This window comes from Acinetobacter sp. YH01019 (genome assembly GCF_013420285.1).
Classification (GTDB): domain Bacteria; phylum Pseudomonadota; class Gammaproteobacteria; order Pseudomonadales; family Moraxellaceae; genus Acinetobacter; species Acinetobacter gandensis.
Genome location: NZ_VOYM01000004.1, coordinates 28977 through 55527, shown reverse-complemented (window position 1 = coordinate 55527; position 26551 = coordinate 28977). Strand labels below are relative to the sequence as shown.

The 26551-nt window shown below is 36.6% G+C and carries 20 protein-coding genes; 10 read left to right on the top strand and 10 right to left on the bottom strand.

Annotation, left to right across the window (positions count from 1 at the left end):
• Positions 1-325 precede the first annotated feature (325 nt).
• From FTT84_RS17990 to FTT84_RS02210, 7 genes are all read left to right on the top strand, one after another.
• Complete coding sequence (locus FTT84_RS17990) at positions 326-1855, top strand: hypothetical protein (RefSeq protein WP_227609687.1); 1530 nt, start codon at positions 326-328, stop codon at positions 1853-1855.
• Positions 1856-1977: 122 nt separating this feature from the next.
• Positions 1978-2883, top strand: coding sequence for a hypothetical protein (locus FTT84_RS02235; RefSeq protein WP_005005870.1), 906 nt, complete (start codon positions 1978-1980; stop codon positions 2881-2883).
• Between the two features lie 12 nt (positions 2884-2895).
• On the top strand, positions 2896-3570 hold the full coding sequence (locus tag FTT84_RS02230; RefSeq protein ID WP_032055049.1) for a hypothetical protein: 675 nt from the start codon (positions 2896-2898) through the stop codon (positions 3568-3570).
• A 12-nt stretch (positions 3571-3582) separates the two neighbouring features.
• Positions 3583-4152: a hypothetical protein gene (locus tag FTT84_RS02225; protein WP_005005866.1), complete on the top strand. Its 570-nt coding sequence runs from the start codon at positions 3583-3585 to the stop codon at positions 4150-4152.
• Positions 4152-4709: a hypothetical protein gene (locus FTT84_RS02220; protein WP_032055050.1), complete on the top strand. Its 558-nt coding sequence runs from the start codon at positions 4152-4154 to the stop codon at positions 4707-4709. The genes FTT84_RS02225 and FTT84_RS02220 overlap by 1 nt, the downstream gene beginning before the upstream one ends.
• Before the next feature lie 3 nt (positions 4710-4712).
• Positions 4713-6269 (top strand): UvrD-helicase domain-containing protein, encoded by a 1557-nt coding sequence (locus FTT84_RS02215; protein WP_032055052.1) that lies wholly within the window; start codon positions 4713-4715, stop codon positions 6267-6269.
• Complete coding sequence (locus FTT84_RS02210) at positions 6262-6906, top strand: hypothetical protein (RefSeq protein ID WP_180057536.1); 645 nt, start codon at positions 6262-6264, stop codon at positions 6904-6906. The genes FTT84_RS02215 and FTT84_RS02210 overlap by 8 nt, the downstream gene beginning before the upstream one ends.
• A gap of 52 nt (positions 6907-6958) precedes the next feature.
• Here the strand turns inward: FTT84_RS02210 and FTT84_RS02205 are convergent, their stop codons facing one another.
• From FTT84_RS02205 to FTT84_RS02195, 3 genes are read right to left on the bottom strand one after another with little or no spacing between them, the layout of a single operon-like run.
• Positions 6959-7384 carry a hypothetical protein gene (locus FTT84_RS02205; RefSeq protein ID WP_005005821.1) on the bottom strand — a complete coding sequence of 142 codons (426 nt, stop codon included), beginning with the start codon at positions 7382-7384 and terminating at the stop codon, positions 6959-6961.
• Between the two features lie 14 nt (positions 7385-7398).
• Positions 7399-7809, bottom strand: a complete 411-nt coding sequence (locus tag FTT84_RS02200; protein ID WP_180057539.1) for a hypothetical protein — start codon at positions 7807-7809, stop codon at positions 7399-7401.
• A 22-nt stretch (positions 7810-7831) separates the two neighbouring features.
• Positions 7832-9844, bottom strand: a complete 2013-nt coding sequence (locus FTT84_RS02195; protein WP_180057542.1) for a peptidoglycan DD-metalloendopeptidase family protein — start codon at positions 9842-9844, stop codon at positions 7832-7834.
• 243 nt (positions 9845-10087) lie between these two features.
• Here FTT84_RS02195 and FTT84_RS02190 point away from each other — a divergent pair, with 243 nt between their 5' ends.
• A complete protein-coding gene (locus FTT84_RS02190) occupies positions 10088-10582 on the top strand; it encodes a hypothetical protein (protein WP_005005817.1) in 495 nt (164 codons plus the stop codon).
• 61 nt (positions 10583-10643) lie between these two features.
• Here FTT84_RS02190 and FTT84_RS02185 read toward each other — a convergent pair whose 3' ends face one another.
• Positions 10644-13649 carry a DotA/TraY family protein gene (locus FTT84_RS02185; protein ID WP_180057544.1) on the bottom strand — a complete coding sequence of 1002 codons (3006 nt, stop codon included), beginning with the start codon at positions 13647-13649 and terminating at the stop codon, positions 10644-10646.
• Positions 13650-13915: 266 nt separating this feature from the next.
• Here FTT84_RS02185 and FTT84_RS02180 point away from each other — a divergent pair, with 266 nt between their 5' ends.
• Entirely contained in the window at positions 13916-14329 is a 414-nt protein-coding gene (locus FTT84_RS02180) for a hypothetical protein (RefSeq protein ID WP_005028668.1), read from the top strand.
• A gap of 49 nt (positions 14330-14378) precedes the next feature.
• Entirely contained in the window at positions 14379-14780 is a 402-nt protein-coding gene (locus FTT84_RS02175; protein ID WP_159123819.1) for a hypothetical protein, read from the top strand.
• Between the two features lie 48 nt (positions 14781-14828).
• On the opposite strand, the gene FTT84_RS02170 is transcribed toward FTT84_RS02175, so the two are convergent.
• The 6 genes from FTT84_RS02170 to FTT84_RS02145 form a co-directional block, all read right to left on the bottom strand.
• Positions 14829-16685 carry a hypothetical protein gene (locus FTT84_RS02170; RefSeq protein WP_159123820.1) on the bottom strand — a complete coding sequence of 619 codons (1857 nt, stop codon included), beginning with the start codon at positions 16683-16685 and terminating at the stop codon, positions 14829-14831.
• Between the two features lie 97 nt (positions 16686-16782).
• Positions 16783-17265: a hypothetical protein gene (locus tag FTT84_RS02165; protein WP_159123899.1), complete on the bottom strand. Its 483-nt coding sequence runs from the start codon at positions 17263-17265 to the stop codon at positions 16783-16785.
• Positions 17266-17273: 8 nt separating this feature from the next.
• Positions 17274-18062 (bottom strand): hypothetical protein, encoded by a 789-nt coding sequence (locus FTT84_RS02160; RefSeq protein ID WP_159123900.1) that lies wholly within the window; start codon positions 18060-18062, stop codon positions 17274-17276.
• A complete protein-coding gene (locus FTT84_RS02155) occupies positions 18016-18588 on the bottom strand; it encodes a hypothetical protein (protein ID WP_180079729.1) in 573 nt (190 codons plus the stop codon). Before FTT84_RS02155 ends, FTT84_RS02160 begins: the two co-directional genes overlap by 47 nt.
• A gap of 272 nt (positions 18589-18860) precedes the next feature.
• On the bottom strand, positions 18861-19292 hold the full coding sequence (locus FTT84_RS02150; protein WP_005005806.1) for a hypothetical protein: 432 nt from the start codon (positions 19290-19292) through the stop codon (positions 18861-18863).
• Between the two features lie 9 nt (positions 19293-19301).
• A complete protein-coding gene (locus FTT84_RS02145; RefSeq protein WP_373684982.1) occupies positions 19302-26528 on the bottom strand; it encodes an LPD1 domain-containing protein in 7227 nt (2408 codons plus the stop codon).
• Positions 26529-26551: the final 23 nt, after the last annotated feature.

Sequence of the window (26551 nt, the reverse complement as noted above, 5' to 3'; positions counted from 1 at the left end):
TTACACGGAAAACTTTAAGCTTTTCCAAGAAGAAAGAAAATCATGAAGCTGTCTTGCATCTATTTTTATTAAAATACAATCAAGACATGAAAGATAGGTGGTTAACACGTCACATTTAGACACTACCCATTCTTTTTAGTATTTGACCAAGAATACTGGCTTAGTGTTGAGGTTGACCTGATTTAAGCTTTAAAAGGTATTAAGTGCCACTTTAGTCAACATCTTAAAACCATACTTAAAATCCTTAAAAGGTTTAAGGGGAATTAGATTAAAACCAATATTAACTATATAATACTCAACAATACACATATTAATAGGGTATAAAATGGCAGATCCAAAAGATAAGCTTGTACATGAGAATCATATTTATATATTTACTGTTGTTATGGTTTTAGTGGCTTTTTTGGCTGTATGGTTTGCTTATAAACCTCAAATTGTAGGGTTTTTAGTATACACAAAAGGCATTTTAATTATTCCTCTATGGTGGATACATAGCCTATTCAAAGCTATCGGGCTTAATTACGTACCTTTACTAAGTGAGTTGGTGTATTCAACAGAACACCTATGTAAACCAACAAACAATTGGCTTCCATTATTTTGTCAAAATAAGTTTAGCGAAGTCACTATTTTTCAAATTTCAAAAGCCAGTCAAGCATGGAATTTATTAATATTTTTGCTGGCAACACCTTGGATAAAGAAAGCTTATGACCGCTTCAACAGCGAGCATCCAGCACGGGGCTTTATCAAAAGCATGAACCTAGAAGAGTTCATAGAGGAACAAATTCCAAACCAAAGACACTTACAGGTTTTTGGTCCATTAGACTTGTCAAAATATGATACGAACAATGGTCATTTTAAAGCGCTTGATTCAACTTATGAGTTTGCAAATAGGCATGAGTTAATTACAGGAACAAAAGAGCGCCTTGTGAACATTACAATCAACGGAGTAACGAAAGAATATAATGATAAAAGCGAAACAGTACCTATCATAGATGAAGAGAAGTTTTTAAATGTCTTACGTGCACAACTAGGGGATCTTTGGATAACCCTTGATAGTTCAAAAGAAACAACACCCGATGAATTATCGTATTTATCCGATGTTGATACAATTTTGCTAGCTTTGTATTTACCAGTAGCATGTGCGACTGATGAATCTATGGATGATAAAGAGTTCCGTAAAATCAAAAAAGATTCAACAACATTAATTAATTACTATTGGGATATTTGCACAAAAAATATACCTAGCAACCCATTGTTTACAATTGAAAATCAGTATGTTGAGGGCGATCGTAAGCTTGTAGGGTTTAATTTTGACTTCCTTAGAAAAAGAATTCACAAATACATTAAACATCCCGTTGCTACTAAGATTTTTAATAACCATGCATATGTAAGAACTATTTTGTGTGAGGTTGTATTAACAGCAAGACAGCTAGGTGTAATGCCACCAACAGATATACGCTGGTTAAAACTATACAATCGAACTGCATACGCATTCATACAGAATATTGGTAGACCGTCTTTGTTTAGTGAGGGTTTAGGTCCAATCTCGCATTATCTAATTGAGGTGAAATTAGGGAAGCCATTAGAAGAGCCAGACTTTAACATTGGTCTTGTTGGTTTTGAATACGAATTATTGAGTTTTGCCATGACTGAAGCTAGACAAAAAGCTGCTGAAGATGTAAACAGTATTATTCGAGTAGTAGAGTTTACGGACAAGGAATTAAACAACGGATCTTATAACTCTAAAAACAATTATAAAGATGATTTTAAGTATAGTGATGATCATGTTTTTGATATGGTGAGTGTAGAAATACCACAGGATGAAATACAAAAAAACAAGCAAAAAGGGTTTTAGTCTTATACTTATAAGTTATAATTGACCGGTATTAAAACACCGGTCTTTTTTATTTAACTATTTTTTTAAAACCATATTTTAACTATACTATTAAAACATGGCTTAAAAGGTAATACTCTAAAATGCTTTTAAATAATTTCACTAAAATAGTAGCAAGTTGCGCTATTAGTATTATTACAATCTCTACTTACGCTGCACCATCTCAGGACCTTACTTCTAAGATGCAAAAAATGGGCAAAGTAAAAGAAGTTAAACCCTTTAGTGGAGGTTTAACTTCTTGGATTCTTGAGGCACCTAATGGGAAAAATGCGGTGTTTTTTACAACATCCGATGAAAAAGTCATCTTACATGGTACAGCTTGGGATTCTGCTACTAAAAAAAATATATCTGAGCCTCTTAAATTAACTGCAAAAAAAATGAATGCACCAGCACAACAACCAACAGCTTCCGTTGGGAATTTGGCCAGTGCATACAATCATCCAGTCTTTAAAGCTGTAAAAACGCTTTCAGGGTTTAAAGAGGGAAAAGCGAATGATAACAACACTGTTTACATCATTTACGATCCACGCTGTAAATATTGCCACGAAACATTCAACCTTTCTCGCTCATACGTTAAAAGCGGTGCAACTATTAAATGGATTCCAGCTTTAGTTCTAAACCAAAGTGAAAACGGAAAACAATTAGCTGCTGGAATTCTTCGTAAACCATCTGAAGATACTATTAATAAAACCTTTAATGGAACAGATGAAGAAATTAACTCAATTAAAGTGATTCCTACACCACAGGAACTTGCTGAGTTGGATAAACACTTAGGCGCTCTTCAATCTATCTTCTTCTATCACGAAGATATTGTTGCAATGCCAAAAGAAGATCGTGAACAGCGAGAAGCAATTCGTAGCGCTGGACAAAAGCCACAGCCACTAACTGCTGGTGTACCAGTTGCTATCTTTGTAAATAAAAAGACTGGAAAAGTTGAAGCTCGTAGAGGAACTTCAGAAACAGCCACTCTTGACTATATTTTCAAATAAGAGGGAATTGAGATGAACAAAACTCAATTGAAAGCTTTCCAATCGATTGTCGGTAACTTTTCACCTTATTTCTCTAAGATAAACAATGAGTCTATGTTTTTAGATTCTGACCTTTCTGGAGATACGGATAGAAATCGCCAGGTGAGCATCTTCAATATAGATGCAAAGGCCACAGATCTACTATTAACGATCAAAGGATTTGATCAGGTCGAGAATAATTTGTTTAGAGGACAAGTTTTCTTAAATTCTGACGAAAACACAGAAATTCTTATTAGTGAGCCATGCTATTACTTAAACAAAAGCAAGGTTCGTTTCAGTACAAATGAACTTCAAAGCTACATAAAGGAAGTTTGGCATCAAGCTCTAAATGAATATAAGGCTGATGTTACAGACAGCACTATACGTTCTAATGAAGAAAAATACAGCTTATCTTTAGCAGATAGATTCTCTAGTTTTAAAAAGTCTTGGCCAGCTATGGGCATTGTAGCTGCAGTAGTTGTTTTTGCTGGAGGCGGTTACTTTTTAGGTTCAGGTACTAATGCGAAAAATGCATCTTCAGAAACAAGTTCGCAACAACTAAGCACATCTGATAACCCTGAACTTGACGGTAAAGCCTTGGCTCTTAAAAACATGGGGTTAGATCCTAACTCAATGGCTTTTGATAACTCATGCTTTAAAGAAAAATAAGGTGAATTATCTATGAGAGCTAGACGAATAGAAAACCTTGAAGCATTACAGCTAAAGGCCTCAGAAATAGCACAAATAACCGTTAAAGAGTTGGAAGCACGACACTATTTAGTTTGGTGGTTGAGCTCATATGACCGAAACATGAAACGTGGCTATAACAATGAAACCATTTGTTTAAGCACCTATCAGGTGAATGAGTTTTGTTTTTCATATGCAATCACAAGCGAAGTTGAAAAGTTTTATTTACTAATACAACCCGAAAATTGGTTTTTAAATGATTTAGCTTTCGAGTCTGCTTCTATAGATGAAAAAGGCTTAGTTTTAAATTTAGCTGAAGTAAATGATCAGTTATTCAAGCTGTATATATCGCGAATGCAAATCAGATTTAATCTTGATGAAATTCATGCTGAACGTTTAACACACGCAAAGAAATATGCAAAAGAACTGGTCTTTATTCAATACAACCCACAGAAAAATCAGGTCATGAATGTAGGTGTTTCTATCAATTTAGAAAACAACACAATCAATCGAAAATCATCAAATCAAACGGCAAAAAATAAGCGTTTGAAAGGGGCATTCTAATGAAGAAATCAAACTATTTTAAGGTAATTGGTGCAGTAGCAGTTTCAACAGTTGTTTCACTTGCTTATGCTGGCTTTACTGAAATTAATAGTTCTGGAGACATTGTTTCTAAAGACAGTGCAAATGCTTTACGCACCAGTTTTTCAACACCAAATCAAAATATACCAGCGCCATTACGCACATATTCACTATGGGATAAGATCTCAGAGACAACCAAATATAATGGCACAGTAGAACCGAAGCCAACACCTGTTGCAATTGCGAGTACATCTTCACAAGCACAAAATATTCAAAGCAAAAGCAATATTAATGTGGCTAACATAGAGAGCCAACAGGAAATCAAAAGATTACAGGCAGCACTAAAAGAGAAAGAAACTGAGAATAACAAGCTCAAATATTCAAACCTTGACATGCAAGTGCAAGTAGTTGAACTAAAAAGCGATATAAACGAACTGAAGCAACAAGTTAACTTTTTAGCAAGCCAGATGCAAATTGTTGAAAGCGATGTGCTTGTAATGAAAAACAAAAAACCAAGTTCTTTTCTAGCACGAAATTAAGCAATGGTTGTGAAGAAAATTACTCAAAAACCTACCAGTGAACAGCAACGAGCAATTGATAAAGCAACACGACTAAAAACCAGTTTTAAATTGATTGCTTTTGCTGGTACTGGTAAGACTACGACATTGATCCACTGTAGTAGTGCTTTGCAACAACTAGGTAAGCTTGGACTATATCTATCATTTAATAAAAAGATGGCAGATGAAGCTAATCAAAAATTCGCTGAATATGGATTGAATTCAGTCACATGTTCTACATTCCATTCCCTAGCTTACAGAAATATACCCGGTTGGCTGAAAAATAAGATTAACAAGCCTACGTTACTTCCTAAAGATATTGTTCAAAAGTTTAAACTTGAAAACATTCGATTTCAGTACAACGGGAAAAACCGACAACTCACCGATCTAACATTAGCGCTGATTATCCTGAATACATTACGTTATTTTTGTATGACAGTGGATCAGACTGTTACCAATGATCATGCTTACATAGCATTAAAAGAACAAACATCAATTAAGCGCAATGACGTTCTTGAAGATAAAATCACTTCAATTGCGAAAATGATCTGGAATGATGTAGTTGATCCAAACGGTGATTATGGTATTACACACGATTACTATCTCAAGTGGTGGGTACTGCAAAAACCACAACTTGATTTTGATTACGTGATGGTAGATGAAAGCCAAGATAGTGACCAATTAATACTAGATGTACTCAAACGTCAAAAAGCAAAAGTTATTTTTGTTGGAGATCCATACCAAAGCATTTATGGCTTTAGGGGTGCGAAAGATATTTTACAGAACCTAGATCTTGAAGCATTGTACTTAGAGCAGTCGTTTCGGTTTGGTAATGCAGTTGCAGATATAGCTAATCTACTTCTCAATAAACTTTTTGGTGAAACCCGACAGTTAAAAGGTTTACCAAGTAAAACGTCAAAAGTTACCACTTTCAGTACATCAAGTTATGCACCATCTTCATTGAACGCGATTATTTGTAGAACAAATGCTACGGCTTTTGAATACTTTTTTAAGTTTCATAGCTACCTTAATGGCGAAAAGAAAATACGTCTTGAGGTTGATGGAAAGCGCAGTAAAGATATTTTCAGTGGTATTTTTCAACTGAGAGCAAATAAACGGCCAACGTGTAAAGAGCTTCAAAACTTTTCTTCCTACCAAGAGCTTGTGGACCATATACAAGTGTTTGGAGAAGTGGAGGGGGCAACTACAGAATTAAAAACCTTTCTGGATCTAACAAACCAATACTCATGGCAAGTGATTGAGTGGGCGTTAGAAAATAGTATGGCTGATGATGAAACTGACCCAAAAAATACTTTGGTCATTAGCACATCACACAAGAGTAAAGGTTTAGAGTGGGATAATGTCCTAATCGCAAAAGGGTTTAACTATAAAATTCTCGATAAAAAGCTAATGATTTCTGCAGATGAAAAACGGCTGTTGTATGTGACCGTAACACGAGCCAAAAACATATTATTTACAGATGGCATTAATGATTTATTGGAACACTTAAATTCAAAAAATATGGAGATTTCAAATGCCTAATCAAGTTGAAGTTCTGCAAAATAGAGTGTTTCAGGCATGTCACAATGCTAGTTATATTCGCGGAGAGTTTCATCACGAACCGTATATCATGGAGCTAGTTAAGAAAAAGGGCTCACAGGTCGCAGATATAATCACACCACTTCTTGAAATGTTTCATCTAATTGAAAAGGAAACAAAGTCAAACTTTAGTTTCACGGAAGATTTTAATTTCAAGCAACGCCATTTTGAACCAGGTGTTTATCTCAAAACTAAAGAGATATTAAATGGTGTAGAAACGTTCGATGGCCTGGCTATCGTTGATATTCCTTCAGGATCTTTTAGAAGCATTGTCATAGATTCAGGCGGTGGAATTGCTTCAAGTAAACATACAATTGAGCAGTTTAAGGAATTAAAGGGGAGATATTTAATTCCATTTTATTTTGATGGAATATATGTGCACCCTCACTGTTATACATATTTTTTCATCGAAAATGATATTAAGAGGGTGATGCCCCTTGAGGCTTATGATTCAAGCAAAGTAGGAAATGAGCAAAACATGGGCTTGCATTGGGTAGAAGAAGCAATTGAATACGGTAATCTTCACTTTGGGTTTGAAGTTGAAACACCAGATACCGAAACAATTATAGAAAAAGTCTAAAACCAAACGACAAAAAAGGGCATCTTATAGATGTCCTTTTTATGTTTTGAAATTAATAAGAAAGGTCGATTGCCACTTGTGCTAAAGATGTAAAAGCAGAGGATTCACACATATAAGATTGACGAATAAAAAACGATGGATTGTATGAACTCACCATAGTTTGACTATCACAGTTTTGGCTAAATTTAATATGTTGTATATTGATTGCTTGCCAAGCTGCAGCATTCTTTTGACTTTCCGCACGAACGTCTTTGATGAAACGTGTTAATGATTGGTTGTACGGTGTATTGCACTTAAGTTCTGGTGAACCGTACTCAGAATCACGCGCTTCATTATAATTAAATACGCATTTTTGATACTCGGCTTGTACCTTGTTATAAGCTTGAATAGCTTCAGCTTTGGTCTTATAACCAGCGTTGGCAGATGACGTAATAATGGTAGCAGCACATATCAAAGCTAAACTTAAAAACTTTTTCATAATCTGATCCTTTATTACTTCATTAATGCCGGAATAAACATTGCCCAACCTAATTTGTTGGTCGCTTTACATTGCATGCTTAGTGTTTTGTACTTTGCAGTCTGGCCAGCGTATAACTGATCGCAGTTAGCAATTAACTGAGTAAAGTTTCGATTGTGATCAGCTAGAACACGCGGAGCTTCTTCATTATTAATATATTTAGAAGCAAGGCTACCAAGCTGACTTGCGCGGTTATAAACATTTGTATAGCAATTTAGGTGTTTTGCATCAAATGGATCGTTAGAAACCGCAGCACATTTAACGTTTACTAAGCGCAGTTTTTCAAGTTCAGCACGAATAGAGTCTGAGCTAGTATTAGCACTAGCATTAAAAGATGCACATGCTAAAAGGCTAAAACCCAATAAAGACAAAAATCTGTTTTTCATAATATTTCCTTTAATTGCTCTATTAAGGGTATTCAGAATAGTAAGGACATAAACGCATAACAATACCTTCAAATGTAACGGCTTCAGCTAAAGTCACAACACCATCTCGAGGGTTTCTATCGAGGTTTCTGTTCGCATTATATTCACGACTAGGGCTTTTATATGGTCCACCTAAAACTAGAGCATAAAACCCAGCTATTGTTTTATTATTATAGTCGCTTTTACGTTGTCGTGCTTTTACTGCAAGATATAAATCTAATAATTCGACTTGTTGTTGAGCACTCAGTGTAGTGATTTGCTTAGGGTTTGATTTAATTGAAGCTGGTATTCCTCTCGCTGTTAAATCTGAAGCATTAATATCTGTTATACCAATTTTAGTCCATTGACTTAAACCATATGCACCAGCGTTGTTGTCAATTTTAAGATTAAAACCGGCAGATTCAAAACCAAGAATAGCTGCAACGTCATTAGGGTTATAACCATGTTTTAAAGAAACACGTTTAATACCATCTTTAACCGCACCAAAAGCACCTGGTATACCCCAACCACATTTACGATCTGGAGTACCTTGTCCACCTTTTAAGATTTGTGCATCTGAATAAACTTGCCCGTTTCCACCTTCCTCAAAAAGCTGTTTCATTTCAACTACTGCTACTTCAGGAATAACAGTTGGTTGTTCAGCTTTCGTATAAAGTTCATCTACACGGCCAGAATAGCGTTGAGTTTCTGACGCTGTATAAGCTGCCAAAAGAGCCTCTAAGCGTTCATTTTGTTTATGGATCTCTTTAGTCAAATAGTTTTGTGCATTGATAATGTTTAGCTTTTCAATCAAAAGCCCCATCATCGACATAGTTGCTAATTCATTAAACCATTTAGAGTTGCCATAACGTCCAGTACCAATGTTTTCAATTAATTCTGCTGGCGTAGAATTAAGTGCACCAATATCAAAACCCACATCATCAGCCGTACCACCAAAAATAGTTCTAGGCGGTGCATATTGAGCAACATCATTTGCATAAATGGTACCGCTTGCAGCTGCTTCAGGTGAGATAGTACCGTCAGCAATCATTTGAGCGACTTGCACTTGTGCAGATCCATAAGCATCCATCGAAACATCGCCACTAAATGCAAGTGCTGGAAGCTTTTTGCCTTGTTTTACTGCAATGCCATCTACCGATGAAGAAACGGGGAGGGTGATTCCTGTTGATGATGAATATAAGGCATTCCATTGAGTCCTAATGGTGTTACCCAAGTACGGTGTGTATTTGTTTTCTAATGCTTGTCCTTGTGGCGAGACACTAATCACAACGTCCTGAGGTAAATATGGCGTAGGATCTGTTAACTTATATTCAGAACTACCCACATATGGCGCAGATCCTTTAACGCGTTGCTGAAGTGCAATGGATGGATTTTTAAAAACTTGATCTAAGTTTTTATTCAGCCAAACATCTAGCCCACGTTTTGCCTTTACACCATATTCAATGTGCAAATGCACGGCACATGAACCACAGCCTTTATTTGACATGTGTGCGATGTTTTGACCAGCTTGAATACGTTGACCAGGGTAAGCGTTAAATTTTTTTTGATACGATGGATCAGTATGGCGATACATGATTCGATCGCCAGTATCCATCTGCATAATTAGTGGGTTAGTGGTTGATTGGTTGCTTGAACCAGATGAACGTGTGTCATAAGAGACAATAGAACCTGAACCAATTGCTTTAAGTGTAAGGTCATTAGGATTCGCACGACTAATATCAATACCGTTATGACTACCAGCAGCGCCCCCTCGCAAACGAAATTCACCAAAACGACCAGCACTACGGCGCCCATCATTCGGCATGATCGAATATTTATGGAAAATCATTTTTTGAGCGTTGTTAGGAACTTTTGCCGTATTAGCGTTTGTAGCGGTTACGTTTTCAGAAATAGGATCGGCGTTAGCGGTATAAATAAAAGCCGAGCAAGTCACTAAAATTGCGACTTTAATGCCACAGCTCAAGGGCTTTAATTGAAATGAGGGTCTAAATTTCATAAGTGAATCGCCAGGCTTAAAGGAAGTTCTTAAAATAAATTAACTTCTTATTAAATGTCCCTAATATCTAAGTGGACGGATTAAGTATATACGATTAAATACGTATTTTATACTTTAAAAAAAGTTTTTAGGTTTTGTTTTAAGATAGTATATACATATAGCGTTAATCTTATTGATAGGTTTAAGAATAAGGTTACATGGTTTTAATATTTTAATTTAATAAAAGTAGTGAGGTATCTAAATATGTTAAATCACGCACACGTTTTAAGCGCTACTTTCGACCAAGCGATTGACCGCGCTTCAATGGGATTAGACTTTTTAATCCAAAACAAAGTACACCAGAAGAATGAAAATGCCTTGTTAGCTCACATTGAAATGCTAGAAAACAAAATCAAAGGTATTACAAATCAGTATAACGAATTGGTTGCTGAAGCGAACGCACACATTGATGACGTTACAAGCAAGCACAATGAGCTGGCGAACAAGTACAACAATGTTTGCGCCCAAATGAAAGCAAAAGACATCGAGCTTAATAACAAGCAAATTGAGTTAGAAAAAGAGCGTATAAACAACTTTGACTTACTTGTGCAAAACCGTTCATATAACAATTTGAACCGTGCTTACAGTCATGCAGTTGGTCAGCTAGAGAAAGATCAACAGCAACTTGTTAATATCGGCGTTCGTAGATTTATTTTTAACTCTACAAGCAAAAACAACATTCAGAAAATTAACTTTTAATTATGAATATTTTGATAAAAAAAATGGTGCTTTTTGAGCACCATTTTTTATTGTCTAGATTTTAAGGTTTACCTTTAAACTTAGACAGAGTTGAGCTTAAACCTGAACGCACACGATTAGTCATAGAGCTACGGCCAGAAATATTAGATTTCTTGGTTGCACTAGAACTAGCACCAAAACGTGCATTAGGAGTCGAACCAGTACCATACGTATACCCAGTACTACTTGCAACATTCACACTACCGAAAGTAGAACCAGTCTTAAATGCTGATGCTTTAGCTACACCACGATTAAACGTAGAAGCTGTTTTTCCGTAAGCATTTGCACCATATAGACCACCACCAGTAGTAGGCGTATTATTTGTACCACTTACACTTGTAGCACCCATACCGAATGTAGATTGACCTTGGCTTGGGCTAGGTGATGTTGGTTTAGCACCAAGACCAGTTGTACCACCCGTACCACCACTGACACCACTTGGAGTAATACCACCTGTACCACCAGTTGCAGCGCCAAAAGAAGCGGATCTAGCTGGCATATTTACAGGGCTATATGCAGTCGTACTACCAGTACCGCCTAATGTATTACCACCTGTACCACCATTGCCACCACCACCACCTTTCGGATTGTTTGGACCACCCTTACCACCATCAGGACGTCTACCAGGCGGTAAAGGACGGCGAGATGCTGGAGATGGACCAGACAACGTACTTGCAGCGCCACCAAACTTTTGTATAGCTTCTTTTGAGTTTGTTTCACCCCACTGACCGCCATTCAATCCAGAACCAATCCATTGTTGTACTTGGTCAGCAACACTAAATACCAACCCGTAAATCAGGTAGATCGCTGAAGTCATCAAGAATAGATATAAGAAGAACTTCCAGATAAACGTAATCAGCTCAGTAAAGATAACTGTAAACGTATTAGATGAATAAGCGATGCTCATTGCACCTTGGTAGCTAAAGAACATATCAGTAAGCGTAACGAGAGCTGGCCCGATAATAATTTCAGCCATCCAGAAACCAACAATGATAAATATTGGTCGCATGAACAACGTTAATACCGTGACATAACCTTGTGTTTGGCTACCGACAAAAGTACGCTCAGGGATCATGTGCATTAGCGCCCATAAAGGCAAACCACACACAGCGTATAGGATATGGATGATCCAACCCACACAAGCTAGACCAAAGAAGATCATTGGCATATATGGAATAACAACCGCCATCCACACACCAAGAATCGTCAAATATGTTACTAGCTGACCAAGGATAGGAGCAAAGATATTTTCAACGGCATATTCTAAAGCGTTGGTGCCTTCTTCAGTTACGCCCTTAAGCCCTGGTACCCATTGAACAAGTGCAGAACCAGAACGAGCAGTAAGCACGACTAATTTCATGCCGACAACAGTACCTTGAGCCACAGCTTTATAGACTAAGATTGCTTCACCAGTATCTTGAATATTACGGATAACATTCGTATTGCGGTGCAATGTAGTAGGGCTGATATTTGAGCTAGACGAATTATTATTTAATAATTCCGCATCGCCTTTTTCACCGACCAATATACCCATTACCAATGATTTAGTAATGTTTGTTGCCCAAGCAGAACCATACGCCGAAAACTTTTGATCGATGTTGGATACTTTGTTTGAGTCACCACCATCGGTAGACATTGATATTAAGTTGGTAGAGTCGGCAATATCGCCGTTTGCCACCCAATTATTGTTGGATGTAAGGCTACCAACAGCATTATCCATTGCAACATAAACGGTGTTATAAATTGCTTCACCTTTTGAGTTGCTCATGATTGCTGAATTCAGTGTAGGAGGGGTGAACGTCCACAAAGGTTCAGTAATATACTTCTCAACAATAGCGCGATATTGACCTACTTTAATACGAGCTTCAGGCGTCATCATCCAACCGCGCTGATTTAGCGTATTAACAACAGTTTGAACCGCAGTATAGCCATTTTCAGAAGTCAGAACATTATTCGTTACGGTATGACTCTTATTCACATAATTATCAACTAGCGCATTAAAGGCATCCATTCCAGCTTTACTAATAGGGAATGTGCCTTCTTGCTCAGTAGCATTAGCATTTACTTGATACGCGATATACCATTTTTCCATATCGATAAAAAATTCACGATATAGATTGTACTTTTGTTGCTGTAACTTTGCTTGTACATTTGCCAAAGCAACGTTGATCTTGTTTTGATCTTGCTGGCGTAATTTATAAACAGGGATATCCATCAATTCACTATTAACCGCAGCTGGATTAACAACGTTCATTGATGCACCGCCACAAATTGGCTCTTTTCTACCTCCAACTTCTAAACGGCTGTCTGAATATGCATAGTTATAAGTAATAGATGTCCAGTTTGTAGGTGTTTTAGCTGTTTTATCTATGTAGTTCTGCTTTACCTCCACTGCAGTCCTACTAACACCGGGATCAGCATGACCCACGTATGAACCATCATTGTAGAAGCGTCCGAACGCTGGAGGGAGAGCATAGAACTCTTGGTTTAAAACGTTAATGCAATGCAGCTGTCGAAGCATGACTGGCGCATTTTTTCTGAAGCCAAAAATATCACGTTGATGATCGTGCGTATCTGACAAACTAGCCGAAGCCATTAAGGATTCGCCTAATGTTCTATTATTAATTGTATTAGAAACATTATTTGACCAAAGCACCATACCGAGGACAACCACTTGAATGAAACAGTAGCCAGACGCGGTAGGTAAAAGCAAAATAATCGAATATAATATACGGGAAAACATCGTAGTGACTTTAGAATCTTTCCCGAAAGCTTCACCGTCCTGGGCGCTTTTCAAAAGTGCAGTTAAACCAATACCGATCGCAAAAACCAGAACCAAAGACATTGCCACACTAGCTACACCACCTAATAATATATTAGTGAGTAATCCTGATGATGGTACTGTCGAAGCCGGGCCAGACGCATTGATAAACGCATTGATGAAATCGTGTCCAAAGATAGATGAGAGAAGAGTAACGGCTTGGTCGCCATCACAATTCGGATTTGTCGATTGACAAAATAAACTCATAGCTAACTCACCGTTTTTCTTAATGCTTCTTATACATCGCTTACTTAAGACGACTAAAAGCAAAGTGTTATAAATTACAAGTTAGACGTTTAACTAAAAGGCTTAATACCTTTTAACCAAAGAATCATTAAAACCATTTTATTACAAATAACAATGGTTTTTAAATTAGCAATAATGTACCACAAAACTATTATTGGTATATACAGAAAGTTTAAACATGACTTGCTAATTGTTTTAATGATTTAGTTTAAATACAAGAGACTATTATGGATAAAGCAAAGTTTACATCTCACTTAATTTTACTGTCGGAAATTAAGAAATCTGTATCTAAAGATATGGGGAAAGATATAACTGTTTTAGAGTTATCCTACATACTCAACCAAAGCATAAATCCTTTAATGGCAATAACTTATAAAGAAAAACTAGATAAAATAAATACTTTTGAATTAGATCCTATTGAAGTTCTCAAAAAACGGAAGAACCTAAAAATATTAAAAGTATTAAACCTCATGCTTACGTTAAATCTAGACAAAACCATTAAAAAAGACGATATAGAAAGTTACAACGAGTATAAAGACAAGTTTTTAGAGAACATCGCAACAATAGGTTTAGACAGATTAGAGCAAGAAGCGTTAAAGGTACAAATTGAAAATTTATTGAAGTATAATTGGGTATCTTAATACATCTCTTAATTTTAAGATTCTGACTTTAATAAAGGGTTTAAGCCAAATGGAAAACATACAGAACGAAGAAGATATACTTCAAGACGCGACCAGAGCCGTTTTTAATTGTGGCACTAGTTTTAGTGAAGCTAAAGTAGTTTCCCTTACTGACGAGTTTAACCCACAACCTACACTACAAACACAACGAACCAACCTAAAATATATCTACGACAATAAACTACCGAATGAAATTGGTCGTCAATTAGCGCAAGAACCAGAATACCAAGAAGAAACACGTTCATTACTTGTTGGCCACTTTAAAGAAATGGCTCTAGAAGATTTAATTGAGCAGCAAGATTACCAAAACCGCTACAAACAAACAGATCCAGAATTGGACCAAGACAATGAATATGAAAACAATTCGGATAACGAATACACATCACGCCCACCAGAGCCTAGACCTTGGTAAGCCTAACCATTAAAAAGAAAATGCCCGAATGATGGGCATTTTTTATATCTACGTAATATCTAGCTTCAAAAGTTCAGATGGATCTATGCGCTGACGGAATGAACATGCGAGTTCTTTTACAATTTGATTTTGATATTGTTTGCGGTCGAATGTGTCAAAAGCTGAAACCTCAATTTCAGGATCAGTGATTGCATTTAGAAGATCCTTGGTTGCATTGAGTGATGCGGTAGGACAAACATAGATAAGGTTAAGCACTGAAGTACGAAGCAAAATATCTAATAAGTGATATTTGGGCGGTTCCAGTTCCTTATCTACATTAGAAAAGTAGTTCACAAGATAAATGTCATTTGATAAATGCAGATTGATATTGTCAATGAGATCTTTGGTAACACCGTCAAGAATGCCATTCACCTTCAACAAAAGTTCAGTGTTTTCGATGTCTTTAATTTTTTGCGTATCGACACGTTCATTAAATAAGTTGTTTAGATTTCTCAAAAACTTTGGTTGTGGCGCCGTAGTTTCAAAATACATCTGATTTTTGATACGGTCCTTCATGTAAGTTTGGATCATCTTAGCTTCAGAAGAAAGAAACTCAATCTTAAACGTGTCGTATGACACTAGATCAATAAATACTTGCTGGCCAGCACCCGACTTAATATCAAACCAGTTCATAAAAATACTGGCTTTGAGTGATTTCAATTGTTTAAGAATAGCCGTCTTCTCAAAATCATTCATATTGAAGTAGCTACTTGAAAAAGTATCGAGATAAAACTTCCATTTATCTTGCACTATATTCCACGCTTGATTAATAGAAATGATTGGAGCATCTATAATTTCATCTTTGATGGATTTTGACAGCTCATATAATTCATTTAAACGTGCTTGGTAGTTGAAGTCTTGAGTAATCACATTCTTTTCTTGTGTTGTGGACTCAGAATCCTCAAGATCCGCACCAACCAATAAATAAGCATCGGTTACTTTTGGTGTTTCCTTATTTGACGGTGCTGGTACTGGAGCACTAGAATGTTCAGTGGAAAAAGTTTCATCATCTTCCGCTGGCGTATACGGCGGTGTAGTCTCTTCATTAGGAGAACGTGCGTCTGTACGTTCAGCAAAAAAGTAAAACAATTCTTCTTGCGGTGCAACTTTAAACGGCGTCACATTATTATTGATGATTGCTTTTACAATATGGTTTGCCAGTTTTAGCGTGTAGGATAGGGCATGTATATAAAGCTCTAATGTTGCAAAGTCACTGGTATCAACTTCATTAGCACCAAACCAAGATAGGTTACGCAGTTCAAGCCAGCTCGTGAAAGAATCGTGAGAGCTATTAAAACTTAGATCTACGGTCTTGGACAAATAGATAAAAACGCAAAACAAAAACCTATTTTTGTACTCATACTTAAATACATCAGAATCGGTCCAGATCTTATTCTCAATGAGAGCAAGAATGTAATTTAAAAGCTCATGGTGTTTAGTCGAATCGATTAAGTTGTCTGGTAATACTTTTAGTTGATTAAGGTGTGGTTTTACAGGTGCATCATTGGATGGTTTAAGGAAGTGGTAGAACAAGTTAAATGTTTGCGTATCATCTATATCAATTACAGGTTCATAATCATCTTCATCTACGTTATTTAGATCCTGTTGAATATCGACTATTTGCCCGGTGTGACCTTCTGAACGGTCAATCTGGCAGATACTAAAAAGAACAGGCAAAACCCCGACAATATTACGGTTGTCAATTGTTTGATAGTGGGTATCAAAAAATATCGTATCAGCTAAAAACGTACCTTTATGATAGTTGAGAAAGAAGAATAGTACGTTATTTAAAGAACGGTGATTTTCACCATAAGAGGTGTTAGAAGTAGCGTTAAAGTCATCGAAAAAAACTAAATTTGTATCCATCTAAAAATACTTTAAACCACACCCTTAAACTATTACTAACAAGCATATAAGTTTTAAGAGAGGGTTTAAAGTTAATTTTAAATATATTTAATGGAGTTTAAGACATCGGGCTTTGTAAGCGCTCTACATTTGATGAAAGGTCAGAAACATCTTGCTCTAAAGTCATTGCCTGGTCTATCGCACGTTTCATTAAATATTCTTGATTAATTTCTTTAGGCTCTTTACGAGTAGCATTCTTTTGTTCTTCTTCTAATTTGAAACGTTCAAAAGCGAAAATAGAACGAATAATACATAAGCTATCTTCAAGTAGGTCTGAATGCACTTTAGGAAAAATTAGATCAGGATCTAAATCAGATGCGACTTGGTTAAACAGCATAAATTGATCGCGATGTTCGATAAGAAATTCATCATATGTACCGAACTCAGATTCGATCATATCTGGAAAATTTGCGAGAGTTGAGACTTTCGTATCTTGTGATAACAGAATTGAATCACCTGATGGCGCAACTAAAGCATGAATAGGTTGTTCTGCAATAGGAGCCAACAACACTACAGTAAATGGGCGTGTTTGGTTTTTCATGGTTAGTCCTAATTAGTATAAAAAAAGCTTTGGCCAAAAAGTCTATTTTGAAATTTTGGTAGGTTAATGGAATCGAATGGAAGGTCCGTCTCTTTAGTACACTTCTGATTAATTAGATAAATGATATTTTGAAGAAGTGCAATCAATTTAAATGGACTGTTGTATTCATTGAATATGGGTGCAGCGATGCAAAGAGTCTTTTTTCTATCGGTTGATAATGCCCATGGGTTCACCAGGGTAAAGCTCACCTTGGCATTATTATGTTCAATTGGTCGTGCATAAATATCAAGAACATCGGATAAAGTAGATACCTTTAATTCTTTTGAAATGTCAGTAAGAATCTCACTGACTTGAAGCGCTGTTTTATCATGAATATCGCTTATAGTGATGCAAACACCACTATTACTATTCATTAAATTTGCATAAAGAACTTCAATAACCATGGACTCGTCTTTGGATAAATCCTTTAAATTGGCATTGACTAAATCTATGGTCCGATCTGATTTTTGTTCAAGTTTAATTTGAAGCAAAAGCGGTTCATTCTTTTTTGAAACAGGGAGTACTTTATAATCGCTAAGATTGTACTTTAACCGCTTCATTTCAGTAATCAGCGTTTCTTTGGCATTATCAAAAAGCTTCTGATCTCTCTTGGTTAAACCAATAACAAAATTTGTGGACATGAGTATATTCATGATCCACAAAGCAGTAGATAAGGATAAAACACTATCCTTAACAACTTCTGAATCTGAATCAGAAAACCCAGATATTTGCTTGATTTTGTCGGTTATCGAAATCATGTGAACCCTTGTTTAATTCGGCATTTTCATCTGAAACTTTGTCAAAAAGATTAGTTTGATTAAGTACGTCTTGGATATTTTTTTGTGGATCATCACTGAGTAAACATTGGAATAGGGCACTAATTAAAGTAGCAAGTGATGTGCCATAGTCATTGGTACACTTGATTAACTGGCCAGCATCTAAGCAAATTGGTGTTTCATCATCATAAAGCAAGTGTAATTCTGGTGATTCAGCATAAACCAACTTTACATGAGTATCCGTGATGATTAACTCAACTTCTAAGTACTCATTATTTTCAACAAAATATTTAAAGCGCAACATCAATGCATCATCGCCACGTTCTATATATACAATTTGTCGATCGGTCGTATTGGTATGGGTGACGAATCTATTCTCTTTTGTGATCTGATCAATGTAGTTCAAAAAGATGGTTTTGAGTGACGCACTTAAAATACCTTTGGCAGCGAGTTCACTTTTCAAGTAAGGCAGAAAGTTTTCAAGATTTTCATGCAATGGTTTTTGCATTCGATCATCTCCAATGGGATTAATAAAAGGGCATACACATCAAATGTACAGCGACTCAATTATGACTATTTCATTACAACAGTTACTTAAAGGACTGCAGACTGTTTGACTTATAAAACTGATACTTTCGCCACACTTTTAATTCAGAAATATCTAACTTGTTTCTAAATCAATATGGCTTTATCTGATTATAAAGCCATATTGAAAGTTTAAATATTTAAAAATTATTTTTAGTATATACCTAAATCTAAGATTTAAAATGGATCTAACTTTTAACTGGCAAACTTTGTTGCTTTGGTTAAAAGGGTTAAGTCTTCATGGAATTGATTTTTTAAAAACCCATAGTTAAAAACGTAACTAATAAAGGTGAAAAACTCTAATTGGTTCGGTATTTTGTCTTCAAGAATACTGACCTCTAATTGTAATGTTCCTGTTGCACGTTTCTTAGAATGAAACTTAAGACCATCAAATGTTTGACCGTAATAAGTTGATATTTCCAAGAAAACTAAACGGAAAAAATAAGGGAAGATTTGAGAAACAACACGCTCAGGATCATCAATTTGAGTTAAACGTCTACCGTTGTGATATTTAAACTTAATACCATCAGCCATACTTTTTTCTACCAACAGGCGAATATAGGCATGACTACGAGTAATCATGCTTTTAAGTGGCGTTTTTGCTTCATGAATATTTTCGTATTGCATTTAGTTATCTCACATCTCAAGTCTTAATTGGTCAGCTTCATTTTCTTTTTCAATCGAAACTTCAGCAATAATTTTTTGGGTATTTTCGTTTTGCAGATCTTGATCAAATATTTCATTCACACAAGTTTCGACTAATTGTTCAGTCAAGTTTCTGCAGATCTCAAACTCTAAACCTTTAGGTTGTACGGTAGGGTAGCCGTCAATTAAAAATGAGTTTTTCATTTCATTTTCATTTGAAACTTTAGAGTACAAATAAGTCTCAAAATAACGGGCAAACATTTCGGTACTGGTCGCGTAATACGGCGTTGCACGATTTTCAGCACTGTCGATATTTAAACAATCCTTTTTATAACGCGATAGATTGTCACTAAAACGAATATCACCTACGTTTACTTCAACGTCTTGCGACTTATCAAAGAAGTTTTGCATTTGAGTATGAGGATTTTTAACACCCTCAGGCATGTACTTCTCTACCAGGTTATAGAACTTGTATTTAGATGACTCTATCAAGTATTCAGATAGGTTTTGCGATAGTGTTTTTAAATCCACATTCGCTGCAGTCGCAACACCTGTAATTTTTTCTTCCAAACCGGTTGTAGGTAAATGATGTTCTGGCTGGCGCATATCATTAAGTTTTTGCTGATAGCGCTCAAACGACTTAAAGCTTATAGCATTAATGTCAGTGTTAATTTTAGAGACAATGACATCCACCTTGTCTTGAACCGTACTGAAGAAAGATAGGTTTGTATCAGCTTTATATTCACGCTCATACTTCTTCAAGTACTCTTCAATTTTCTCAAACTGACGGCGAATGAGATCTTCATAGTGCTTTTGGTGCCAGTCAAAGAAGCTGCTTAAAGTTTTGCGCGTAGAATTAGGATAATTCTCTTTATTCTTAATCACTTCATCATGCATTGAATCAGCAACAGTGTGGTACGCCTTGATTGCAGTCTCAGCATTCTCATAAAGTACTTGACCGTAATTTTTCATTGGCTGAACTGGCTCATTCATCATCGCACGATGTAACTTTTCAAAAGCACGACCGGACTCAGTAACAGGGGAGTATCCAGCATCCAACATATTTGATAAGAAGTGTCGTGCACCTGGTATCTCAAAATTAGGGATGTCTTCATAATAGTCCTGAAGTACAGAACGATTCATTTGAGCGTGATTTTTATATACTTCCGCTTTTTCCAACATCCCCAAGTGTGCATCTAGCGCATGGCCATACTCATGAGCCAAACTTCCAGATCCGCTATCACGAGTTAAGTTAACCACGTTCTTAGACAGCTCAAAATGCGCTGCAGATCCTTTAATTCCGCGTGAAGCCAAAGCAACACCCAAGTTCAATAAACCATTGTTTGATTTAAAGCCCATGAGTTGTTTTAAGTCAGCCAATGAGTCATACACGGCATTAACCAACTGTTGAGCCACAGGACTAACTTTATTGCCTACTTCAACACCACGGATAGAAAAGTCATCTTTAAGCTTGAATGAATCCACATCGGCACCTTGGCGATGATCAGGACCAGTACGAGAGTAATTTAACAATCCGTAAATGCTTGATTGGACTTTTTCAGTCACAAAGCCATTTTCAAGTTTTTTCACTTCACTGGTAAATGACGGCAAACGTGGTGCTTTAGGTGTATTCACAGCTTCAGTCGTTGCTTCTATAACTGGTGCAACAGGATCTTTAACATAAATAGGTGCAGATTCAGCTTTAACTAAACCACTTTCAATCGCACTTTTCAGAACGTATGGTTCAAGCACAGTTGAATATAAGCCAGTACGTTGCATGTTGCTGATCGCATCGCTCACATCTTTAGTGACTTTCGACTTACCGTAAAAATCAAAGATCTTACCTGTTGATAGAATCTCACTAAGTTCTTTATCAATCGTTTTTTCGATGATTTTCTCAAGCTGAACACTGATACCGCCTGTATGTTCTGGCATAATGTAGTACTCATTCAAATTGCTAAGCAATTCGAAGTAGTTTTTGTAGTTGTTCTTGGTACCTTTACTATAAAGCCCGATATAGTCTTTACGTTGGCGATCAGTCATACCAAGACTTTCAGCAGATAAGCTTTTATTGTTTCTTACCGCATGAATCAACTCTTCTTGAGTATCTACCATCAAATTTCTGATGTTAGAAACAACAGCCACATACGCACGTAATTCTGTCGCACGTTGGCTATCAAGCATCAACGCATTTTTAGAGAATAACGGTTTAGTTGGGCAGTAGTCATACATTGCCTTTACGAATATTTTGTCATCAATACCGAGTGGCGTATTGGTGTACCAAGCTTGGAATTCTTTATTTGCAACGATTTTTGCTTTTCGATAGTCCGTAGCTGTTTGATCGGCTGATGTCGCTGAAATATATTCCAATGAAATATATTCACCGTAGCGATCTTTATGTGCACCGCCAAACTTGGCACCTACATCACCTAAGTACGTAGCAGGGGAGTCACTTGGCTCTACCTTTACATCAACAGGCACATATTTGTCTTTTGGTACCAATTGATCGATAAACGTGAAGTCAGTAAACACACGGTTTTGAAGTTGTAAGACATCTTCAACTGAGCGCATACTTTTAACAGGAAAAACGCACAGAGACTTGTAATCACCGTGAATATCGGCTTTATCACCAAAAAGTTTAACCGATGCATATTCATTGTCGGTCGATGGCTTGATGGCCAAGAACAATTTGTGATTTTCAGTTTTGATATACGGCTTTATGTGTGCAGTTTGATCGTATAGAGCACCAAGCGTATTCGTAATCAAAGTTTGGAAATGCAAACTTGCTAACTGTTTATTCTCAAAGTCAGTTTTGTGTTTAATCTGAATTTCAGGCAAGTCAGATAGTGCTAATTGCTCTAAAGTGGTACCGAAATTAACCTTAGATTCGATAGCATTTAAGATTTCGTGACTAAACTGGTCTACATCATCAAAACCAGTAATCAATTGATACTGATAGTCATGAGACGGTATACGAAGAAGCACGGCAGTCAATTGAGGCTCATAGTCCGTATCAACCATAAACAATTGAGGTGTTTCATCTTGTTGAGATGATTTGTTTAGCAACTTGTATTGGTGAACTTTAGGGTTGGAACCTACAAAATGCTCAGCATAAGCCTGTTTAACCGTATCTTGTAATGCTTTGACATGCTCAAGCATGACGGCATTGACTTCATTTAAAGCGGTTAAGGTTTTATATTTTTCTGCAAACGCCTCATTCACGGCGATCTGCTCTAACATAAATCTAGGCTGAATATCCTCAAGTTCTGGATTACCTACACGGTTTAATACAACACTAAATTTGAGCTTATTAATAAATGGATCAGGTTCACCATTGATACCATTGCTAAAAAGTTCTTTAAGATCGCTTTTCTGAAGTTTAGAGTTCACCAAATCAAACGGGTGAACTTCTTCAAATGCCTGAACATCAAAAACTTTGGTTAAGTTTTTAGGCATGATTGCTGTCTGGCCATCTACATGAGCGATAACATAGGTGTACGCTGGAGAGATGTTGCTCAGAAGCTCAGTGACTTCACTCGGTTTTTTATCGTAGCTAAGATCCTCAAACTTTTCGTATGTTGCAGAATTAAGATTGCTGATGAAATCTAATTTAGAGTTGAAATTAGATGGATGATCAGAAATGTACTGGAACATCTTGTTTGGTAAAGACGTAAACACTTTATTGATTAAAGTTTGCTGACTGTCTTTAGCTTTGAAGAAGTTGAGATCTGACTCGTAATATTTTTCAAAAGTGAACTTAGCTGGAGGCATAAACGTCATGCTGTTGCGTGAAGTCGATAACTTAAACAAAGCATTCGCAGACGTTTTAACCGCATCTCTATCATTAAAGCCAGTAGCCTTATGCATATTGGCATCTAGGGAAACTGAATGCCCAATAAACGGCGCATTTTTGTCTTTATGATTGTAGAGGCGTATATACTGAAGATCATTCTTTTGAAACACGGTGATAAACAAATCATGATCAGGGATCTTGATTGCGCCGTGGTGATCTTCATAGTGCTTTACAGCATTTTCTAGCTGAGTGTTAAAGTATTCAGATTCACTATTGAACTGTACGTTCTCTTCTTCAGCTGATAGCGAAAAATATTTAACGTTATTCTGAAAAGCTACATTAGGTTTGAGAAGATCCTTAATCACCTCAAATTCTTTTTGTACTTCAACATCAAATTTGCCAAAAACTGTACGCTGATTAATATCAATCAGGTTCAGATAGTTGAATAGCTGAATGTTGTTGTAGTTGTGGTTCGGTAGGGCAGTTTTGTTTAACTGGAGCTTACCATCTTCTAACTGCATGCTTTGGACTTGCTTTAAGTCATCTGCAGTCAGCTCTACACCAAAGACTTTCTTAGTTTCTTGTTTGAGCTCTTTATCTTCACCAGCAATCACTAAGGCAGCTATTTTTTGTGCCTTGTCATAATCGCCATCTTCTAGATATAGGGTTTTCTCAACAAAATACTTGGCAATGTTCGCATACGCTTGATTTGTTGCTTTGTAGCCATCGGTAGACAATGAAAAATGTTTGTTTTCATCAAATTCATTTGATTTAACGGTTTTAACTTTTAAATCGTCAATGTCACCCGTTGGTTTAATCTGAACATAGATTTCATCTGCAGCGAGATCCATATTCGAGACAAATAAGGTCGAATTTTTAGAATAAAACTGACGTTCGATACTCGACAACAGATCCTTTGCATCTTTGCGGTCTTCTTCCATGTCAGACTGCATATCTTCAGCAATCGACTTGATGTTTTCGCCACGTTCATCCTTTGTGATAAATGACCAGTCTTGTTGCGGATATTTGGCTGTTAATGCCTTTTGGAAGCTTTGAACCTCAACAAAGCGATTGAACTGACGGTCCAGACTAAACCCATCTGTATGTGATGAAGTTTTAGCAAAAATATCCTCAGGAACAGAATCAGATTTAGTCTTACGATTGAAGTTTTCACTTGCATTTGGCACCAATAAATTACGGAATAAAATCTCATTTACACCGTTCTTTAAGAATGACGCACTTTTAGTTTGTGATAGAGATTGTTTTAAAAATGCTTCATCAAAGTTTGATTCATCAAGAAGCCGAGTAAACTCTTCAAAATACGCTGAAGCTAATTTATCGTTATTAGCAAGATCAGCCGTGCACAGATCGCTTAACTCTAAACGCTGTGCATCTTGCTCTAGCGATAACGGCGCAGAAAAATCACCAGCAACAAAATCATTGATATTTTGCTCAACATAACTGTTCGTGCGTGACATCAACATATCAACTGCAGTTTCATTATTCACAAATTCCTGAAGCTCAGGCGTGTTAATTGAAACCAATTGATTGTCGAATTGCTTAGACAGTAATTTGAACAGATCCGCTTTGTGTTGATTGCTTTCTACTTCAGATTCAAAACCTACAAATTTGCCGTTTTCATCTTTAGCGTAGTAGAAGCTGTTTTTATTAAACAAAAAGGTATTTGTTGCAGACGTAATGCCAGATACCAAAGTTTCACTTTGCCATAAGACTTTTTTAACTTCATTGTACTGTTTTGAGATCTCAACATTGTGTGTGTCGATTTCGTCAGAGATCGCTTGAATATCATCTACGCTGAATCTTTTTGTTTGTGTAGCTGAGCGCACGACATCTTGAATTTCAGCATATTTCTGATTTAGATAATCACTATATTGCTTCTCAATTTGTTGAGCTTGTTCAGTAGCCTTAGGAATGACATAGACATCCAAAATCTGTCTAATTTCAAGCATAGACGGCGCGAAATCACGCACCTTGTCATTGCCTCTTGCATCCAATAATTCTTCAGGAAACTTTAAGAGCTCTTTAAGTACGGCAACATCATCAATTTCTGGAGTAGGGAGGTCATTTGCAATGTTGAGTAGATCAGACTCAGTAATAGATGCCTTCTCAGTTGCCTCAAAATTAACATCAAGATTATTCAAGATCTCGTTAACATTTGATTCATTGAGTTGTTCTTCTAGTTTACGCTGTTTGATTTCAGCAGATTGGTGATCATAGAACGCATTAAACTTAGGAACGATGTTTACAGAGAATTCAGAGAACTCTTGGCTCAGATCGGCAAAGAAAACTTTACCTGTTGGCATCTGGCGTACCATTTGTTGTAAGACATCATGGCGAAGCATGGCAGCGTCATACACCATCTTATCTACAAGGCGTGTTTCAATACCTTGTTTAGACGCCATCCATGTGCCGTGTTCATCTTTATAAAAAGCTGGAATACCTTGTTTAGCTGATTCTAATAGCTTTGGATACGGCAATTGCTGTTGATTAAACACACGGTCTATCACAACAAGATCAGAAGCTAATTTTTGTACATAAGCATCAACATCTTTAAAGCTCATGTTAAACATTCTGTTGCCACGGCCATGCTCAATCAGCTGATTAAAAGTGGACTCGTATTCATGAGCAAAATGCACCAGGTTAATATTGTCATTTAACCCCAATGCTTCATACGGATCATGAGCAAAGATTTCAGGAATATGGCGCAAGTCATCAATAATCAGTAACGAACCATCTTTTTCGTAATTGACGGGTACTGCAAATGGAGACAACTTAATTTTGGCTAGATTATCTAGACTTTCGCCACTGGCCATCGCCGATTCTTCATCTAGATAGACTTTAGAGAAGATATTTTCATAGCCATAATCTTGAAGACGATTAAAAGGAATTTTTGAAGACTGAAATTGAGCCAAGTAGGATTTGTTCGATTCCTGAAGACTGGTTTTCAGCGTATCAAGGATATTAGATCCATTGTTTAGCTTACTGACATACACTTCAGGGAAAGCAGAAAGGCGTTCGGTCGCTGATGCGAAGTAACTTTTCCAGTTCGGAATGTTCTTCTTAAACGGTAGATTGGTGAGATAAATATCTTCTTGCTTAGTCGGTACTTTCATATCGTTGGTAAACGCTGGAAAGACCTTCTGAAGATCGTTTAGATCGATACCAGACTTTGCCGGGTTCTTATAGTAGTACGCATGAATACCATCATCATTTTGCACTTCATAAAAATGGGCATCCATTAACACTTGTTCAAATTGCTTAGAACTGTTTTGTTCAATAGATTTTTTGAATTGCTCAAATTCATTAACAACAAGCATCGCCGTTTTTGGGCGAAAATTGTTGGCTGGCGATACTACAAGACGCGCACCAAGACCAGTTAAATTAGGCCATTTAACTTCATTCACTTTATAGTCTCCTACTTGGTCAC

What these genes read in the sequence shown, in the direction of transcription:
- FTT84_RS02230 (WP_032055049.1), top strand. Translation starts at nt 2,896, where the DNA reads ATGAACAAAACTCAATTGAAAGCTTTCCAATCGATTGTCGGTAACTTT.
- FTT84_RS02165 (WP_159123899.1), bottom strand. Translation starts at nt 17,265, where the DNA reads ATGAAAAACCAAACACGCCCATTTACTGTAGTGTTGTTGGCTCCTATT.
- FTT84_RS02210 (WP_180057536.1), top strand. Translation starts at nt 6,262, where the DNA reads ATGCCTAATCAAGTTGAAGTTCTGCAAAATAGAGTGTTTCAGGCATGT.
- FTT84_RS02170 (WP_159123820.1), bottom strand. Translation starts at nt 16,685, where the DNA reads ATGGATACAAATTTAGTTTTTTTCGATGACTTTAACGCTACTTCTAAC.
- FTT84_RS02195 (WP_180057542.1), bottom strand. Translation starts at nt 9,844, where the DNA reads ATGAAATTTAGACCCTCATTTCAATTAAAGCCCTTGAGCTGTGGCATT.
- FTT84_RS02160 (WP_159123900.1), bottom strand. Translation starts at nt 18,062, where the DNA reads ATGATTTCGATAACCGACAAAATCAAGCAAATATCTGGGTTTTCTGAT.
- FTT84_RS02150 (WP_005005806.1), bottom strand. Translation starts at nt 19,292, where the DNA reads ATGCAATACGAAAATATTCATGAAGCAAAAACGCCACTTAAAAGCATG.
- FTT84_RS02155 (WP_180079729.1), bottom strand. Translation starts at nt 18,588, where the DNA reads ATGCAAAAACCATTGCATGAAAATCTTGAAAACTTTCTGCCTTACTTG.
- FTT84_RS02235 (WP_005005870.1), top strand. Translation starts at nt 1,978, where the DNA reads ATGCTTTTAAATAATTTCACTAAAATAGTAGCAAGTTGCGCTATTAGT.
- FTT84_RS02205 (WP_005005821.1), bottom strand. Translation starts at nt 7,384, where the DNA reads ATGAAAAAGTTTTTAAGTTTAGCTTTGATATGTGCTGCTACCATTATT.
- FTT84_RS02190 (WP_005005817.1), top strand. Translation starts at nt 10,088, where the DNA reads ATGTTAAATCACGCACACGTTTTAAGCGCTACTTTCGACCAAGCGATT.
- FTT84_RS02215 (WP_032055052.1), top strand. Translation starts at nt 4,713, where the DNA reads ATGGTTGTGAAGAAAATTACTCAAAAACCTACCAGTGAACAGCAACGA.
- FTT84_RS02200 (WP_180057539.1), bottom strand. Translation starts at nt 7,809, where the DNA reads ATGAAAAACAGATTTTTGTCTTTATTGGGTTTTAGCCTTTTAGCATGT.
- FTT84_RS17990 (WP_227609687.1), top strand. Translation starts at nt 326, where the DNA reads ATGGCAGATCCAAAAGATAAGCTTGTACATGAGAATCATATTTATATA.
- FTT84_RS02220 (WP_032055050.1), top strand. Translation starts at nt 4,152, where the DNA reads ATGAAGAAATCAAACTATTTTAAGGTAATTGGTGCAGTAGCAGTTTCA.
- FTT84_RS02225 (WP_005005866.1), top strand. Translation starts at nt 3,583, where the DNA reads ATGAGAGCTAGACGAATAGAAAACCTTGAAGCATTACAGCTAAAGGCC.
- FTT84_RS02185 (WP_180057544.1), bottom strand. Translation starts at nt 13,649, where the DNA reads ATGAGTTTATTTTGTCAATCGACAAATCCGAATTGTGATGGCGACCAA.
- FTT84_RS02175 (WP_159123819.1), top strand. Translation starts at nt 14,379, where the DNA reads ATGGAAAACATACAGAACGAAGAAGATATACTTCAAGACGCGACCAGA.
- FTT84_RS02180 (WP_005028668.1), top strand. Translation starts at nt 13,916, where the DNA reads ATGGATAAAGCAAAGTTTACATCTCACTTAATTTTACTGTCGGAAATT.